Source organism: Escherichia sp. WS547, from assembly GCF_046486065.1.
Classification (GTDB): domain Bacteria; phylum Pseudomonadota; class Gammaproteobacteria; order Enterobacterales; family Enterobacteriaceae; genus Escherichia; species Escherichia coli.
In genome coordinates, this window is the sequence record NZ_JBJQMA010000024.1 from 18,365 (window position 1) to 35,582 (window position 17,218).

Here is a 17,218-nt window from a genome sequence, read left to right on the forward strand (position 1 = left end):
AAAAGAACCCGCTCTATTAAAGGCGGGTCCGGAAAGTAAACGGCTTAGCAATCAACCATTAACGCTTAATGTCGCTTTTAAAGTCGCGTTTTTCATATCCTGTATACAGTTGACGCGGACGGGCAATCTTCATACCGTCACTGTGCATTTCGCTCCAGTGGGCGATCCAGCCAACGGTACGTGCCATAGCGAAGATCACGGTGAACATAGAAGACGGAATACCCATCGCTTTCAGGATGATACCAGAGTAGAAATCGACGTTCGGGTAGAGTTTCTTCTCGATAAAGTACGGGTCGTTCAGCGCGATGTTTTCCAGCTCCATAGCCACTTCCAGCAGGTCATCTTTGGTACCCAGCTCTTTCAGCACTTCATGGCAGGTTTCACGCATTACGGTGGCGCGCGGGTCGTAATTTTTGTACACGCGGTGCCCGAAGCCCATCAGGCGGAAAGAGTCATTTTTGTCTTTCGCACGACGAACAAATTCCGGAATGTGTTTAACGGAGCTGATTTCTTCCAGCATTTTCAGCGCCGCTTCGTTAGCACCACCGTGCGCAGGTCCCCACAGTGAAGCAATACCTGCTGCGATACAGGCAAACGGGTTCGCCCCCGAAGAGCCAGCGGTACGCACGGTGGAGGTGGAGGCGTTCTGTTCATGGTCAGCGTGCAGGATCAAAATACGGTCCATAGCACGTTCCAGAATCGGATTAACTTCATACGGTTCGCACGGCGTGGAGAACATCATATTCAGGAAGTTACCAGCATAGGAGAGATCGTTGCGCGGGTAAACAAATGGCTGACCAATGGAATACTTGTAACACATCGCGGCCATGGTCGGCATTTTCGACAGCAGGCGGAACGCGGCAATTTCACGATGACGAGGATTGTTAACATCCAGCGAGTCGTGATAGAACGCCGCCAGCGCGCCGGTAATACCACACATGACTGCCATTGGATGCGAGTCGCGACGGAAAGCATGGAACAGACGGGTAATCTGCTCGTGGATCATGGTATGACGGGTCACCGTAGTTTTAAATTCGTCATACTGTTCCTGCGTCGGTTTTTCACCATTCAGCAGGATGTAACAAACTTCCAGGTAGTTAGAATCGGTCGCCAGCTGATCGATCGGGAAACCGCGGTGCAGCAAAATACCTTCATCACCATCAATAAAAGTAATTTTAGATTCGCAGGATGCGGTTGAAGTGAAGCCTGGGTCAAAGGTGAACACACCTTTTGAACCGAGAGTACGGATATCAATAACATCTTGACCCAGCGTGCCTTTCAGCACATCCAGTTCAACAGCTGTGTCCCCGTTGAGGGTGAGTTTTGCTTTTGTATCAGCCATTTAAGGTCTCCTTAGCGCCTTATTGCGTAAGACTGCCGGAACTTAAATTTGCCTTCGCACATCAACCTGGCTTTACCCGTTTGTTATTTGGCTCGCCGCTCTGTGAAAGAGGGGAAAACCTGGGTACAGAGCTCTGGGCGCTTGCAGGTAAAGGATCCATTGATGACGAATAAATGGCGAATCAAGTACTTAGCAATCCGAATTATTAAACTTGTCTACCACTAATAACTGTCCCGAATGAATTGGTCAATACTTCCACACTGTTACATAAGTTAATCTTAGGTGAAATACCGACTTCATAACTTTTACGCATTATATGCTTTTCCTGGTAATGTTTGTAACAACTTTGTTGAATGATTGTCAAATTAGATGATTAAAAATTAAATAAATGTTGTTATCGTGACCTGGATCACTGTTCAGGATAAAACCCGACAAACTATATGTAGGTTAATTGTAATGATTTTGTGAACGGCCTATACTGCCGCCAGGTCTCCGGAACACCCTGCAATCCCGAGCCACCCAGCGTTGTAACGTGTCGTTTTCGCATCTGGAAGCAGTGTTTTGCATGACGCGCAGTTATAGAAAGGACGCTGTCTGACCCGCAAGCAGACCGGAGGAAGGAAATCCCGACGTCTCCAGGTAACAGAAAGTTAACCTCTGTGCCCGTAGTCCCCAGGGAATAATAAGAACAGCATGTGGGCGTTATTCATGATAAGAAATGTGAAAAAACAAAGACCTGTTAATCTGGACCTACAGACCATCCGGTTCCCCATCACGGCGATAGCGTCCATTCTCCATCGCGTTTCCGGTGTGATCACCTTTGTTGCAGTGGGCATCCTGCTGTGGCTTCTGGGTACCAGCCTCTCTTCCCCTGAAGGTTTCGAGCAAGCTTCCGCGATTATGGGCAGCTTCTTCGTCAAATTTATCATGTGGGGCATCCTTACCGCTCTAGCGTATCACGTCGTCGTAGGTATTCGCCACATGATGATGGATTTTGGCTATCTGGAAGAAACATTCGAAGCGGGTAAACGCTCCGCCAAAATCTCCTTTGTTATTACTGTCGTGCTTTCACTTCTCGCAGGAGTCCTCGTATGGTAAGCAACGCCTCCGCATTAGGACGCAATGGCGTACATGATTTCATTCTCGTTCGCGCTACCGCTATCGTCCTGACGCTCTACATCATTTATATGGTCGGTTTTTTCGCTACCAGTGGCGAGCTGACATATGAAGTCTGGATCGGTTTCTTCGCCTCTGCGTTCACCAAAGTGTTCACCCTGCTGGCGCTGTTTTCTATCTTGATCCATGCCTGGATCGGCATGTGGCAGGTGTTGACCGACTACGTTAAACCGCTGGCCTTGCGCCTGATGCTGCAACTGGTGATTGTCGTTGCTCTGGTGGTTTACGTGATTTATGGATTCGTTGTGGTGTGGGGTGTGTGATGAAATTGCCAGTCAGAGAATTTGATGCAGTTGTGATTGGTGCCGGTGGCGCAGGTATGCGCGCGGCGCTGCAAATTTCCCAGAGCGGTCAGACCTGTGCGCTGCTCTCTAAAGTCTTCCCGACCCGTTCCCATACCGTTTCTGCGCAAGGCGGCATTACCGTTGCGCTGGGTAATACCCATGAAGATAACTGGGAATGGCATATGTACGACACCGTAAAAGGTTCGGACTATATCGGTGACCAGGACGCGATTGAATATATGTGTAAAACTGGGCCGGAAGCGATTCTGGAACTGGAACATATGGGCCTGCCGTTCTCGCGTCTTGATGATGGTCGTATCTATCAACGTCCGTTTGGCGGTCAGTCGAAAAACTTCGGCGGCGAGCAGGCGGCACGCACTGCGGCGGCTGCTGACCGTACCGGTCACGCACTGTTGCACACGCTTTATCAGCAGAACCTGAAAAACCACACCACTATTTTCTCCGAGTGGTATGCGCTGGATCTGGTGAAAAACCAGGATGGCGCGGTGGTGGGTTGTACTGCACTGTGCATCGAAACTGGTGAAGTGGTTTATTTCAAAGCCCGCGCTACCGTGCTGGCGACTGGCGGGGCAGGGCGTATTTATCAGTCCACCACTAACGCCCACATTAACACTGGCGACGGTGTCGGCATGGCTATCCGTGCAGGCGTACCGGTGCAGGATATGGAAATGTGGCAGTTCCACCCGACCGGTATTGCAGGTGCGGGCGTCCTGGTCACCGAAGGTTGCCGTGGTGAAGGCGGTTATCTGCTGAACAAACATGGCGAACGCTTTATGGAGCGTTATGCGCCGAACGCCAAAGACCTGGCGGGCCGTGACGTGGTGGCGCGTTCCATCATGATCGAAATCCGTGAAGGTCGCGGCTGTGATGGTCCGTGGGGGCCACACGCAAAACTGAAACTTGACCATCTGGGTAAAGAAGTTCTTGAATCCCGTCTGCCGGGTATCCTGGAACTCTCCCGCACCTTCGCTCACGTTGATCCGGTGAAAGAGCCGATTCCGGTTATCCCAACCTGTCACTACATGATGGGCGGAATTCCGACTAAAGTGACCGGTCAGGCGCTGACGGTGAACGAGAAAGGCGAAGATGTGGTGGTTCCGGGGCTGTTCGCGGTAGGTGAAATTGCCTGCGTATCGGTACACGGCGCTAACCGTCTTGGCGGTAACTCGCTGCTGGACCTGGTGGTCTTTGGTCGCGCAGCGGGTCTGCATCTGCAAGAGTCTATTGCCGAGCAGGGCGCACTGCGCGATGCCAGCGAGTCTGATGTAGAAGCGTCTCTGGATCGCCTGAATCGCTGGAACAACAACCGTAACGGTGAAGATCCGGTGGCGATCCGTAAAGCACTGCAAGAATGTATGCAGCATAACTTCTCGGTCTTCCGTGAAGGTGATGCGATGGCGAAAGGGCTTGAGCAGTTGAAAGTTATCCGCGAGCGTCTGAAAAATGCCCGTCTGGATGACACTTCCAGCGAGTTCAACACCCAGCGTGTTGAGTGCCTGGAACTGGATAACCTGATGGAAACGGCGTATGCAACAGCTGTTTCTGCCAACTTCCGTACCGAAAGCCGTGGCGCGCATAGCCGCTTCGATTTCCCGGATCGTGATGATGAAAACTGGCTGTGCCACTCCCTGTATCTGCCAGAGTCGGAATCCATGACGCGCCGAAGCGTCAACATGGAACCGAAACTGCGCCCGGCATTCCCGCCGAAGATTCGTACTTACTAATGCGGAGACAGGAAAATGAGACTCGAGTTTTCAATTTATCGCTATAACCCGGATGTTGATGATGCTCCGCGTATGCAGGATTACACCCTGGAAGCGGATGAAGGTCGCGACATGATGCTGCTGGATGCGCTTATCCAGCTGAAAGAGAAAGATCCCAGCCTGTCGTTCCGCCGTTCCTGCCGTGAAGGTGTGTGCGGTTCCGACGGTCTGAACATGAACGGCAAGAATGGTCTGGCCTGTATTACCCCGATTTCGGCACTCAACCAGCCGGGCAAGAAGATTGTGATTCGCCCGCTGCCAGGTTTACCGGTGATCCGCGATTTGGTGGTAGACATGGGACAATTCTATGCGCAATATGAGAAAATTAAGCCTTACCTGTTGAATAATGGACAAAATCCGCCAGCTCGCGAGCATTTACAGATGCCAGAGCAGCGCGAAAAACTCGACGGGCTGTATGAATGTATTCTCTGCGCATGTTGTTCAACCTCTTGTCCGTCTTTCTGGTGGAATCCCGATAAGTTTATCGGCCCGGCAGGTTTGTTAGCGGCATATCGTTTCCTGATTGATAGCCGTGATACCGAGACTGACAGTCGCCTTGACGGTTTGAGTGATGCATTCAGCGTATTCCGCTGTCACAGCATCATGAACTGCGTCAGTGTATGTCCGAAGGGGCTGAACCCGACGCGCGCCATCGGGCATATCAAGTCGATGTTGTTGCAGCGTAATGCGTAATTAAATGTTGATGCCGGGGAAATCCCCGGCTATTCAGGAAATCTTTAAAAACTGCCCCTGACACTAAGACAGTTTTTAAAGGTTCCTTCGCGAGCCACTACGTAGACAAGAGCTCGCAAGTGAACCCCGGCACGCACATCACTGTGCGTGGTAGTATCCACGGCGAAGTAAGCATAAAAAAGATGCTTAAGGGATCACGATGCAGAACAGCGCTTTGAAAGCCTGGTTGGACTCTTCTTACCTCTCTGGCGCAAACCAGAGCTGGATAGAACAGCTCTATGAAGACTTCTTAACCGATCCTGACTCGGTTGACGCTAACTGGCGTTCGACGTTCCAGCAGTTACCTGGTACGGGAGTCAAACCGGATCAATTCCACTCTCAAACGCGTGAATATTTCCGCCGCCTGGCGAAAGACGCTTCACGTTACTCTTCAACGATCTCCGACCCTGACACCAATGTGAAGCAGGTTAAAGTCCTGCAGCTCATTAACGCATACCGCTTCCGTGGTCACCAGCATGCGAATCTCGATCCGCTGGGACTGTGGCAGCAAGATAAAGTGGCCGATCTAGATCCGTCTTTCCACGATCTGACCGAAGCAGACTTCCAGGAGACCTTCAACGTCGGTTCATTTGCCAGCGGCAAAGAAACCATGAAACTCGGCGAGCTGCTGGAAGCCCTCAAGCAAACCTACTGCGGCCCGATTGGTGCCGAGTATATGCACATTACCAGCACCGAAGAAAAACGCTGGATCCAACAGCGTATCGAGTCTGGTCGCGCGACTTTCAATAGCGAAGAGAAAAAACGCTTCTTAAGCGAACTGACCGCCGCTGAAGGCCTTGAACGTTACCTCGGTGCAAAATTCCCTGGCGCAAAACGCTTCTCGCTGGAAGGCGGTGACGCGTTAATCCCGATGCTTAAAGAGATGATCCGCCACGCTGGCAACAGCGGCACCCGTGAAGTGGTTCTCGGGATGGCGCACCGTGGTCGTCTGAACGTGCTGGTGAACGTGCTGGGTAAAAAACCGCAAGACTTGTTCGACGAGTTTGCCGGTAAACATAAAGAACACCTCGGCACGGGTGACGTGAAATACCACATGGGCTTCTCGTCTGACTTCCAGACCGATGGCGGCCTGGTGCATCTGGCGCTGGCGTTTAACCCGTCTCACCTTGAGATTGTCAGCCCGGTAGTTATCGGTTCTGTTCGTGCCCGTCTGGACAGACTCGATGAGCCGAGCAGCAACAAAGTGCTGCCAATCACCATCCACGGTGACGCCGCAGTGACCGGGCAGGGCGTAGTTCAGGAAACCCTGAACATGTCGAAAGCGCGTGGTTATGAAGTTGGCGGTACGGTACGTATCGTTATCAACAACCAGGTTGGCTTCACCACCTCTAATCCGCTGGATGCTCGTTCTACACCGTACTGTACTGATATCGGTAAGATGGTTCAGGCACCGATTTTCCACGTAAACGCGGATGATCCGGAAGCCGTTGCTTTTGTGACCCGTCTGGCGCTCGATTTCCGTAACACCTTTAAACGTGATGTCTTTATCGACCTGGTATGCTACCGCCGTCACGGCCACAACGAAGCCGACGAGCCGAGCGCAACCCAGCCGCTGATGTATCAGAAAATCAAAAAACATCCGACGCCGCGCAAAATCTACGCTGACAAGCTGGAGCAGGAAAAAGTCGCGACGCTGGAAGATGCCACCGAGATGGTTAACCTGTACCGCGATGCGCTGGATGCTGGCGATTGCGTAGTGGCAGAGTGGCGTCCGATGAACATGCACTCTTTCACCTGGTCGCCGTACCTCAACCACGAATGGGACGAAGAGTACCCGAACAAAGTTGAGATGAAGCGCCTGCAGGAACTGGCTAAACGCATCAGCACGGTGCCGGAAGCAGTTGAAATGCAGTCTCGCGTTGCCAAGATTTATGGCGATCGCCAGGCGATGGCAGCCGGTGAGAAACTGTTCGACTGGGGCGGCGCGGAAAACCTTGCTTACGCCACGCTGGTTGACGAAGGCATTCCGGTTCGCCTGTCGGGTGAAGACTCCGGTCGCGGTACCTTCTTCCACCGCCACGCGGTGATCCACAACCAGTCTAACGGTTCCACTTACACGCCGCTGCAACACATCCATAACGGCCAGGGCGCGTTCCGTGTCTGGGACTCCGTACTGTCTGAAGAAGCAGTGCTGGCGTTTGAATACGGTTATGCCACCGCAGAACCACGCACTCTGACTATCTGGGAAGCACAGTTCGGTGACTTCGCTAACGGTGCTCAGGTGGTTATCGACCAGTTCATCTCCTCTGGCGAGCAGAAATGGGGCCGGATGTGTGGCCTGGTGATGTTGCTGCCGCACGGTTACGAAGGGCAGGGACCGGAGCACTCCTCCGCGCGTCTGGAACGTTATCTGCAACTTTGCGCTGAGCAAAACATGCAGGTGTGCGTACCGTCTACCCCGGCACAGGTTTACCACATGCTGCGTCGTCAGGCGTTGCGCGGGATGCGTCGTCCACTGGTCGTGATGTCGCCGAAATCCCTGCTGCGTCATCCGCTGGCGGTATCCAGCCTCGAAGAACTGGCGAACGGCACCTTCCTGCCAGCCATCGGTGAAATCGACGAGCTTGATCCGAAGGGCGTGAAGCGCGTAGTGATGTGTTCTGGTAAGGTTTATTACGACCTGCTGGAACAACGTCGTAAGAACAATCAACACGATGTCGCCATTGTGCGTATCGAGCAACTCTACCCGTTCCCGCATAAAGCGATGCAGGAAGTGTTGCTGCAGTTTGCTCACGTCAAGGATTTTGTCTGGTGCCAGGAAGAGCCGCTCAACCAGGGCGCATGGTACTGCAGCCAGCATCATTTCCGTGAAGTGATTCCGTTTGGGGCTTCTCTGCGTTATGCAGGCCGCCCGGCCTCCGCCTCTCCGGCGGTAGGGTATATGTCCGTTCACCAGAAACAGCAACAAGATCTGGTTAATGACGCGCTGAACGTCGAATAAATAAAGGATACACAATGAGTAGCGTAGATATTCTGGTCCCTGACCTGCCTGAATCCGTAGCCGATGCCACCGTCGCAACCTGGCATAAAAAACCCGGCGACGCAGTCGTACGTGATGAAGTGCTGGTAGAAATCGAAACTGACAAAGTGGTACTGGAAGTACCGGCATCAGCAGACGGCATTCTGGATGCGGTTCTGGAAGATGAAGGTACAACGGTAACGTCTCGTCAGATCCTTGGTCGCCTGCGTGAAGGCAACAGCGCCGGTAAAGAAACCAGCGCCAAATCTGAAGAGAAAGCGTCCACTCCGGCGCAACGCCAGCAGGCGTCTCTGGAAGAGCAAAACAACGATGCGTTAAGCCCGGCGATCCGTCGCCTGCTGGCTGAACACAACCTCGACGCCAGCGCCATTAAAGGCACCGGTGTGGGTGGTCGTCTGACTCGTGAAGATGTGGAAAAACATCTGGCGAAAGCCCCGGCGAAAGAGTCTGCTCCGGCAGCGGCTGCTCCGGCGGCGCAACCGGCTCTGGCTGCACGTAGCGAAAAACGTGTGCCGATGACTCGCCTGCGTAAGCGTGTGGCAGAGCGTCTGCTGGAAGCGAAAAACTCCACCGCTATGCTGACCACGTTCAACGAAGTCAACATGAAGCCGATTATGGATCTGCGTAAGCAGTACGGTGAAGCGTTTGAAAAACGTCACGGTATTCGTCTGGGCTTTATGTCCTTCTACGTGAAAGCGGTGGTTGAAGCCCTGAAACGTTACCCGGAAGTGAACGCGTCTATCGACGGCGATGATGTGGTTTACCACAACTATTTCGACGTCAGCATGGCGGTTTCTACGCCGCGCGGCCTGGTGACGCCGGTACTGCGTGATGTCGATACCCTAGGCATGGCAGACATCGAGAAGAAAATCAAAGAGCTGGCAGTTAAAGGCCGTGACGGCAAGCTGACCGTTGAAGATCTGACCGGTGGTAACTTCACCATCACCAACGGTGGTGTGTTCGGTTCCCTGATGTCTACGCCGATCATCAACCCGCCGCAGAGCGCAATTCTGGGTATGCACGCTATCAAAGATCGTCCGATGGCGGTGAATGGTCAGGTTGAGATCCTGCCGATGATGTACCTGGCGCTGTCCTACGATCACCGTCTGATCGATGGTCGCGAATCCGTGGGCTTCCTGGTAACGATCAAAGAGTTGCTGGAAGATCCGACGCGTCTGCTGCTGGACGTGTAGTAGTTTAAGCTTCACCTGCACTGTAGACCGACGTGGATAGGGTGTCGGTCTACGGTTTAAAAGATAACGATTACTGAAGGATGGACAGAACACATGAACTTACATGAATATCAGGCAAAACAACTTTTTGCCCGCTATGGCTTACCAGCACCGGTGGGTTATGCCTGTACTACTCCGCGCGAAGCAGAAGAAGCCGCTTCAAAAATCGGTGCCGGTCCGTGGGTAGTGAAATGTCAGGTTCACGCTGGTGGCCGCGGTAAAGCGGGCGGTGTGAAAGTTGTAAACAGCAAAGAAGACATCCGTGCTTTTGCAGAAAACTGGCTGGGCAAGCGTCTGGTAACGTATCAAACAGATGCCAATGGCCAACCGGTTAACCAGATTCTGGTTGAAGCAGCGACCGATATCGCTAAAGAGCTGTATCTCGGTGCCGTTGTTGACCGTAGTTCCCGTCGTGTGGTCTTTATGGCCTCCACCGAAGGCGGCGTGGAAATCGAAAAAGTGGCGGAAGAAACTCCGCACCTGATCCATAAAGTTGCGCTTGATCCGCTGACTGGCCCGATGCCGTATCAGGGACGCGAGCTGGCGTTCAAACTGGGTCTGGAAGGTAAACTGGTTCAGCAGTTCACCAAAATCTTCATGGGCCTGGCGACCATTTTCCTGGAGCGCGACCTGGCGCTGATCGAAATCAACCCACTGGTCATCACCAAACAGGGCGATCTGATTTGCCTCGACGGCAAACTGGGCGCTGATGGCAACGCACTGTTCCGCCAGCCTGATCTGCGCGAAATGCGTGACCAGTCGCAGGAAGATCCGCGTGAAGCACAGGCTGCACAGTGGGAACTGAACTACGTTGCGCTGGACGGTAACATCGGTTGTATGGTTAACGGCGCAGGTCTGGCGATGGGTACGATGGACATCGTTAAACTGCACGGCGGCGAACCAGCTAACTTCCTGGACGTTGGCGGCGGCGCAACCAAAGAACGTGTAACCGAAGCGTTCAAAATCATCCTCTCTGACGACAAAGTGAAAGCCGTTCTGGTTAACATCTTCGGCGGTATCGTTCGTTGCGACCTGATCGCTGACGGTATCATCGGCGCGGTAGCGGAAGTGGGTGTTAACGTACCGGTCGTGGTACGTCTGGAAGGTAACAACGCCGAACTCGGCGCGAAGAAACTGGCTGACAGCGGCCTGAATATTATTGCAGCAAAAGGTCTGACGGATGCAGCTCAGCAGGTTGTTGCCGCAGTGGAGGGGAAATAATGTCCATTTTAATTGATAAAAACACCAAGGTTATCTGCCAGGGCTTTACCGGTAGCCAGGGGACTTTCCACTCAGAACAGGCCATTGCATACGGCACTAAAATGGTTGGCGGCGTAACCCCAGGTAAAGGCGGCACCACCCACCTCGGCCTGCCGGTGTTCAACACCGTGCGTGAAGCTGTTGCTGCTACTGGCGCTACCGCTTCTGTTATCTACGTACCAGCACCGTTCTGCAAAGACTCCATTCTGGAAGCCATCGATGCAGGCATCAAACTGATTATCACCATCACTGAAGGCATCCCGACGCTGGATATGCTGACTGTGAAAGTGAAACTGGACGAAGCTGGCGTTCGTATGATCGGCCCGAACTGCCCAGGCGTTATCACTCCGGGTGAATGCAAAATCGGTATCCAGCCTGGTCACATTCACAAACCGGGTAAAGTGGGTATCGTTTCCCGTTCCGGTACACTGACCTATGAAGCGGTTAAACAGACCACGGATTACGGTTTCGGTCAGTCGACCTGTGTTGGTATCGGCGGCGATCCGATCCCTGGCTCTAACTTTATCGACATTCTCGAAATGTTCGAAAAAGATCCGCAGACCGAAGCGATCGTGATGATCGGTGAGATCGGCGGTAGCGCTGAAGAAGAAGCGGCTGCGTACATCAAAGAGCACGTTACCAAGCCAGTTGTAGGTTACATCGCTGGTGTGACTGCGCCGAAAGGCAAACGTATGGGCCACGCAGGTGCCATCATTGCCGGTGGTAAAGGGACTGCGGATGAGAAATTCGCTGCTCTGGAAGCCGCAGGCGTGAAAACCGTTCGCAGCCTGGCGGATATCGGTGAAGCACTGAAAACTGTTCTGAAATAAATATCTGTAATAAGAAATAGCCCTCGCCGCTTCCCTCTACAGGAATGGCGAAGGGCTGTCGGTTTCGACATGGTTGGCCATCGTATGATGGCCTTTTTTATGCTTATCGCGATGATTTTCGCTGCGCTATCAGGGTAAATTTATAGTCATCAGTATTAAAAGCGTTGCGGCTATATTCAAACACCCGGCCATCAACTAAATATCCACGCGATACTTTTTCAAGAATCGGCTTAGACTGGCTGATATTAAGCAGACGGCTCATCTCTTCGGTTGGCATCAGAGGAATGATTTCCTGTTCGCTACGATCGATAACCATTTTCTTCACTTCTTCAATAAAGTGATATTTCGAATTTTCCATAACCTGCCAGGTGAGATCCGGGAACAACGCAAGCGGCATCCAGGTTTCTTCCAGCGCCATTGGCTTTTGCTTGCGATAGCGCACGCGCTTCACATGCCACACACGATCCTGCGCGATGATTTGTAGCTGTTGCTGAAGAAAATCGTCAGCCGGAATCACTTCAAATATCAGAACTTCACTGTGTGTATCGACGTGACGGTCCGACAGTTTTTCATCAAAACTGGTTAACTGAAAAATATCGTAATTGACCCGCTCTTCTTTGACGTAAGTCCCGCTGCCCTGAATGCTTTCGAGGATCTGTTGCTCGACTAGCTGGCGCAAAGCCTGACGCACCGTAACCCGGCTGACGCCAAACTTTGTTTGCAATGCCGATTCGGTAGGTAACGCATCGCCAGGTTTTAGCTCGCCACGCGCAATTTGCTCACGAATGCGATCGGCAATCTGTCGATATAAGGGTTTCCGTCCCATTATTTAGCATCTCATTAATACGAATTTAGCCATTATGCACGATAAATTCATCCTGTAAATAATACAAATACAATACAAATAATTTCAATCAAGTGAAATTGATCACATAATAGTATTGTTTTATCGGGCACACTGGCGCGACTATAAAAACGATCAAGTGAGGATCATGATGAACCTGACGACTCTGACCCACCGCGATGCGTTGTGTCTGAATGCGCGCTTTACCAGCCGTGAAGAGGCCATCCACGCGTTGACTCAACGTCTTGCTGCTCTGGGGAAAATTTCCAGTACTGAGCAATTTCTGGAAGAAGTGTATCGCCGTGAAAGCCTTGGCCCGACCGCCTTAGGTGAAGGGTTGGCTGTGCCGCATGGTAAAACTGCTGCGGTAAAAGAAGCAGCGTTTGCCGTTGCGACACTGAGTGAGCCGCTTCAGTGGGAAGGCGTGGATGGCCCGGAAGCGGTTGATTTAGTGGTGTTGCTGGCGATTCCCCCCAATGAAGCGGGTACTACGCACATGCAACTGCTGACAGCGCTGACCACGCGCCTGGCGGATGATGAGATACGGGCGCGTATACAGTCGGCGACGACGCCTGATGAATTGCTTTCGGCGCTGGATGACAAGGGAGGCACGCAACCCTCAGCTTCTTTTTCCAACGCGCCAACTATCGTCTGCGTAACGGCCTGCCCGGCGGGTATTGCTCACACCTATATGGCTGCGGAATATCTGGAAAAAGCCGGACGCAAACTCGGCGTGAATGTCTACGTTGAAAAACAAGGCGCTAACGGTATTGAAGGGCGTTTAACGGCAGAGCAACTCAATAGTGCAACCGCCTGTATTTTTGCGGCTGAAGTCGCCATCAAGGAGAGTGAGCGTTTTAACGGCATTCCCGCGCTTTCAGTGCCTGTTGCCGAGCCGATTCGCCATGCTGAAGCGTTGATCCAACAAGCACTGACCCTCGAGCGTAGCGGTGAGACGCGTACCGTACAGCAAGATACGCAACCGGCGAAAAGCGTCAAAACGGAGCTGAAACAGGCGCTGTTAAGCGGGATCTCTTTCGCCGTGCCGTTGATTGTCGCGGGGGGTACGGTGCTGGCGGTTGCGGTATTACTGTCGCAAATCTTCGGGCTACAAGATCTATTTAATGAAGAAAACTCCTGGTTGTGGATGTACCGCAAACTGGGCGGCGGGATGCTCGGGATTTTGATGGTGCCGGTGCTGGCAGCCTATACCGCCTATTCGCTGGCAGATAAACCGGCGTTAGCGCCGGGCTTTGCGGCTGGACTTGCCGCCAACATGATCGGTTCCGGGTTTCTCGGCGCGGTCGTTGGCGGATTGATAGCCGGTTATCTGATGCGCTGGGTGAAAAATCACTTACGTCTTAGCAGTAAATTCAATGGATTCCTGACTTTTTATCTCTACCCGGTGCTCGGTACGTTGGGAGCGGGCAGTCTGATGCTGTTTGTGGTGGGGGAACCTGTCGCCTGGATCAATAACTCGCTTACCGCCTGGCTGAACGGTCTGTCAGGAAGTAACGCGCTGTTGCTGGGTGCCATTCTCGGTTTTATGTGTTCCTTTGACCTTGGAGGGCCAGTGAACAAAGCCGCTTATGCATTCTGCCTGGGCGCAATGGCGAACGGCGTTTACGGCCCGTATGCCATTTTCGCCTCCGTCAAAATGGTTTCGGCATTTACCGTAACCGCTTCCACGATGCTCGCACCGCGCCTGTTTAAAGAGTTTGAAATTGAGACCGGGAAATCCACCTGGCTGTTAGGGCTGGCAGGTATTACCGAAGGGGCGATCCCGATGGCGATTGAAGATCCGCTGCGGGTTATTGGTTCGTTTGTGCTGGGCTCTATGGTAACGGGCGCTATTGTCGGCGCGATGAATATCGGCCTTTCGACACCCGGTGCCGGCATTTTCTCGCTCTTTTTACTTCATGATAATGGCGCGGGCGGTGTTATGGCGGCAATTGGCTGGTTTGGTGCGGCATTGGTGGGGGCTGCAATCTCGACTGCAATTCTCCTGATCTGGCGGCGTCACGCGGTTAAGCATGGCAACTATCTGACTGATGGCGTAATGCCATAAACAAAAAGGAAACGACGATGAAAGCGGTATCTCGCGTTCACATCACCCCGCATATGCACTGGGATCGGGAGTGGTATTTCACCACCGAAGAGTCACGCATTCTGCTGGTCAATAATATGGAAGAGATCCTGCGCCGACTGGAACAGGACAACGAATACAAATATTACGTACTCGACGGGCAAACGGCGATCCTCGAAGATTATTTCGCGGTGAAACCGGAAAACAAAGAGCGCGTGAAGAAACTGGTAGAAGCCGGTAAGTTGATTATCGGCCCCTGGTATACCCAGACCGATACCACGATTGTTTCTGCGGAATCCATCGTCCGTAATCTGATGTACGGAATGCGTGACTGCCTCGCGTTTGGCGAGCCGATGAAAATAGGTTATTTACCAGATTCCTTTGGCATGTCCGGGCAACTGCCGCATATTTACAATGGATTTGGCATTACCCGCACCATGTTCTGGCGCGGATGTTCTGAGCGCCACGGTACTGATAAAACCGAGTTTTTGTGGCAAAGCAGTGATGGTAGCGAAGTGACGGCGCAGGTGCTGCCGCTGGGCTACGCCATCGGTAAGTACTTACCTGCCGACGAAGACGGATTACGCAAACGTCTCGACAGTTATTTTGACGTGCTGGAAAAAGCGTCAGTAACCAAAGAAATTTTATTGCCGAATGGTCATGATCAGATGCCATTGCAGCAAAATATCTTCGAAGTGATGGAGAAACTTCGCGAAATTTATCCTCAACGAAAGTTTGTGATGAGCCGCTTTGAAGAGGTATTCGAACAGATTGAAGCGCAGCGAGATAATCTGGCGACCCTCAAAGGTGAATTTATCGATGGCAAATATATGCGCGTGCATCGCACCATCGGTTCCACGCGCATGGATATCAAAATTGCCCACGCGCGTATTGAAAATAAGATTGTTAATCTGCTGGAACCGCTGGCAACACTGGCCTGGACTTTAGGTTTTGAATACCACCACGGCTTGCTGGAGAAAATGTGGAAAGAGATCTTAAAAAATCATGCCCACGACAGTATCGGTTGTTGTTGCAGTGACAAAGTTCATCGCGAAATCGTCGCCCGCTTCGAACTGGCTGAAGACATGGCGGATAATCTGATTCGTTTCTACATGCGCAAAATTGCCGATAACATGCCACAGAGTGATGCCGACAAACTTGTGCTGTTTAACCTGATGCCCTGGCCGCGGGAAGAAGTGATCAACACCACTGTGCGGCTGCGCGCTAGCCAGTTTAATTTGCGGGACGATCGCGGTCAGCCTGTACCGTATTTTATTCGCCATGCCCGTGAGATCGATCCTGGCCTAATCGATCGGCAAATCGTTCATTACGGTAATTACGATCCCTTTATGGAGTTTGATATTCAGATCAACCAGATTGTCCCTTCTATGGGCTATCGCACGCTTTATATCGAAACGAATCAGCCTGGCAACGTGATTGCGGCAAAAAGTGACGCTGAAGGGATACTGGAAAATGCTTTCTGGCAAATTGCGCTCAATGAGGATGGAACGCTACAACTGGTAGATAAAGACAGCGGTGTGCGCTATGACCGGGTATTGCAAATTGAAGAAAGCTCTGATGATGGTGATGAATATGACTATTCACCTGCAAAAGAAGAGTGGGTAATTACTTCGGCGAATGCGAAACCGCAATGCGAGATTATTCATGAGGCCTGGCAGAGCAGGGCTGTTATCCGCTATGACATGGCGGTGCCGCGTAATCTACAAGAACGCAGCGCACGGCAATGCACGGGTAGAGTAGGGGTGGAGTTGGTTGTCACTCTGAGTGATAACAGCAGGCGCATTGATGTGGTTATCAACCTTGATAACCAGGCTGACGATCATCGCCTTCGCGTCCTGGTCCCTACACCTTTCAACACCGACAATGTTCTGGCCGATACCCAGTTTGGTTCGCTAACGCGCCCGGTGAGCGACAGTGCGATGGATGTCTGGCAACAAGAAGGCTGGAAAGAAGCGCCTGTTCCGGTGTGGAATATGCTCAACTATGCTGCCTTACAGGAAGGGCGTAACGGTCTGGCTGTCTTTAGCGAAGGGCTACGTGAATTCGAAGTCATCGGTGAAGAGAAGAAAACCTTTGCCATTACGTTGCTGCGTGGCGTGGGCTTACTGGGGAAAGAAGATCTGCTTTTAAGGCCTGGACGTCCTTCGGGTATAAAAATGCCGGTGCCCGATTCACAATTACGTGGCTCCTTTAGCTGCCGTCTGAGCTTATTTAGTTATACAGGTACGCCTTCGACCGCCGGTGTAGCCCAGCAGGCGCGTGCATGGCTGACGCCAGTACAGTGTTACAACAAAATCCCGTGGGATGCGATGAAGTTAAATAAAGCCGGATTCAATGTGCCGGAAAGCTATAGCTTGCTGAAAATGCCCCCTGTGGGATGCCTGATTAGCGCTCTTAAAAAAGCGGAAGACCGGCAAGAAGTGGTATTGCGACTGTTTAATCCGGCAGAATCGACAACCTGTGAGGCAACTGTCGCGTTCAGTCGTGAGGTGATTTCATGTACGCAAACGATGATGGATGAAAGCATCAGCACAGCGGAAAGAGATAATTTAAAGGAACTGGGGGCATTTTTACCGGGGCAGTCACGGACATTTAGCTACCGCCTTGGCTGATTATTGCGCTAAAA

At 52.2% G+C, this 17,218-nt stretch carries 13 protein-coding genes; 10 read left to right on the plus strand and 3 right to left on the minus strand.

Annotated features, from left to right (window positions below):
• Window positions 1–58: 58 nt before the first annotated feature.
• Together gltA and ACJHWK_RS18860 are read right to left on the minus strand one after the other, a co-directional pair.
• Entirely contained in the window at window positions 59–1,342 is a 1,284-nt protein-coding gene (gene gltA / locus ACJHWK_RS18855) for a citrate synthase (protein WP_000785834.1), read from the minus strand.
• 205 nt (window positions 1,343–1,547) lie between these two features.
• Entirely contained in the window at window positions 1,548–1,655 is a 108-nt protein-coding gene (locus tag ACJHWK_RS18860; protein ID WP_001305582.1) for a hypothetical protein, read from the minus strand.
• A 380-nt stretch (window positions 1,656–2,035) separates the two neighbouring features.
• Between ACJHWK_RS18860 and sdhC the strand changes: the two genes are divergently transcribed.
• The 8 genes from sdhC to sucD all read left to right on the plus strand — a co-directional run bounded on the left by sdhC (window position 2,036) and on the right by sucD (window position 11,641).
• Window positions 2,036–2,440, plus strand: a complete 405-nt coding sequence (gene sdhC, locus ACJHWK_RS18865; protein WP_000263347.1) for a succinate dehydrogenase cytochrome b556 subunit — start codon at window positions 2,036–2,038, stop codon at window positions 2,438–2,440.
• Window positions 2,434–2,781 carry a succinate dehydrogenase membrane anchor subunit gene (gene sdhD / locus ACJHWK_RS18870; protein ID WP_000254365.1) on the plus strand — a complete coding sequence of 116 codons (348 nt, stop codon included), beginning with the start codon at window positions 2,434–2,436 and terminating at the stop codon, window positions 2,779–2,781. Before sdhC ends, sdhD begins: the two co-directional genes overlap by 7 nt.
• Window positions 2,781–4,547, plus strand: a complete 1,767-nt coding sequence (gene sdhA, locus ACJHWK_RS18875; RefSeq protein ID WP_000775540.1) for a succinate dehydrogenase flavoprotein subunit — start codon at window positions 2,781–2,783, stop codon at window positions 4,545–4,547. The genes sdhD and sdhA overlap by 1 nt, the downstream gene beginning before the upstream one ends.
• A 15-nt stretch (window positions 4,548–4,562) precedes the next feature.
• Window positions 4,563–5,279: a succinate dehydrogenase iron-sulfur subunit SdhB gene (sdhB, locus tag ACJHWK_RS18880; RefSeq protein WP_001235254.1), complete on the plus strand. Its 717-nt coding sequence runs from the start codon at window positions 4,563–4,565 to the stop codon at window positions 5,277–5,279.
• 199 nt (window positions 5,280–5,478) lie between these two features.
• Window positions 5,479–8,280 carry a 2-oxoglutarate dehydrogenase E1 component gene (gene sucA / locus ACJHWK_RS18885; RefSeq protein WP_001522591.1) on the plus strand — a complete coding sequence of 934 codons (2,802 nt, stop codon included), beginning with the start codon at window positions 5,479–5,481 and terminating at the stop codon, window positions 8,278–8,280.
• A gap of 14 nt (window positions 8,281–8,294) precedes the next feature.
• Window positions 8,295–9,512 carry a 2-oxoglutarate dehydrogenase complex dihydrolipoyllysine-residue succinyltransferase gene (odhB, locus tag ACJHWK_RS18890; protein ID WP_000099823.1) on the plus strand — a complete coding sequence of 406 codons (1,218 nt, stop codon included), beginning with the start codon at window positions 8,295–8,297 and terminating at the stop codon, window positions 9,510–9,512.
• 93 nt (window positions 9,513–9,605) lie between these two features.
• Window positions 9,606–10,772: an ADP-forming succinate--CoA ligase subunit beta gene (gene sucC / locus ACJHWK_RS18895; RefSeq protein ID WP_001048602.1), complete on the plus strand. Its 1,167-nt coding sequence runs from the start codon at window positions 9,606–9,608 to the stop codon at window positions 10,770–10,772.
• The gene (gene sucD, locus ACJHWK_RS18900) at window positions 10,772–11,641 is read left to right on the plus strand and encodes a succinate--CoA ligase subunit alpha (RefSeq protein WP_000025458.1); all 870 of its coding nucleotides are present in this window, start codon (window positions 10,772–10,774) and stop codon (window positions 11,639–11,641) included. Before sucC ends, sucD begins: the two co-directional genes overlap by 1 nt.
• 103 nt (window positions 11,642–11,744) lie before the next feature.
• On the opposite strand, the gene mngR is transcribed toward sucD, so the two are convergent.
• Window positions 11,745–12,467 (minus strand): mannosyl-D-glycerate transport/metabolism system transcriptional repressor MngR, encoded by a 723-nt coding sequence (mngR, locus tag ACJHWK_RS18905; protein WP_001522592.1) that lies wholly within the window; start codon window positions 12,465–12,467, stop codon window positions 11,745–11,747.
• Window positions 12,468–12,636: 169 nt separating this feature from the next.
• On the opposite strand from mngR, the gene mngA reads away from it, so the two are divergent.
• Complete coding sequence (gene mngA / locus ACJHWK_RS18910) at window positions 12,637–14,553, plus strand: PTS 2-O-a-mannosyl-D-glycerate transporter subunit IIABC (RefSeq protein WP_001577992.1); 1,917 nt, start codon at window positions 12,637–12,639, stop codon at window positions 14,551–14,553.
• A gap of 17 nt (window positions 14,554–14,570) precedes the next feature.
• Window positions 14,571–17,204, plus strand: a complete 2,634-nt coding sequence (gene mngB, locus ACJHWK_RS18915) for a mannosylglycerate hydrolase (RefSeq protein ID WP_001522599.1) — start codon at window positions 14,571–14,573, stop codon at window positions 17,202–17,204.
• The last annotated feature ends 14 nt before the right edge of the window (window positions 17,205–17,218 follow it).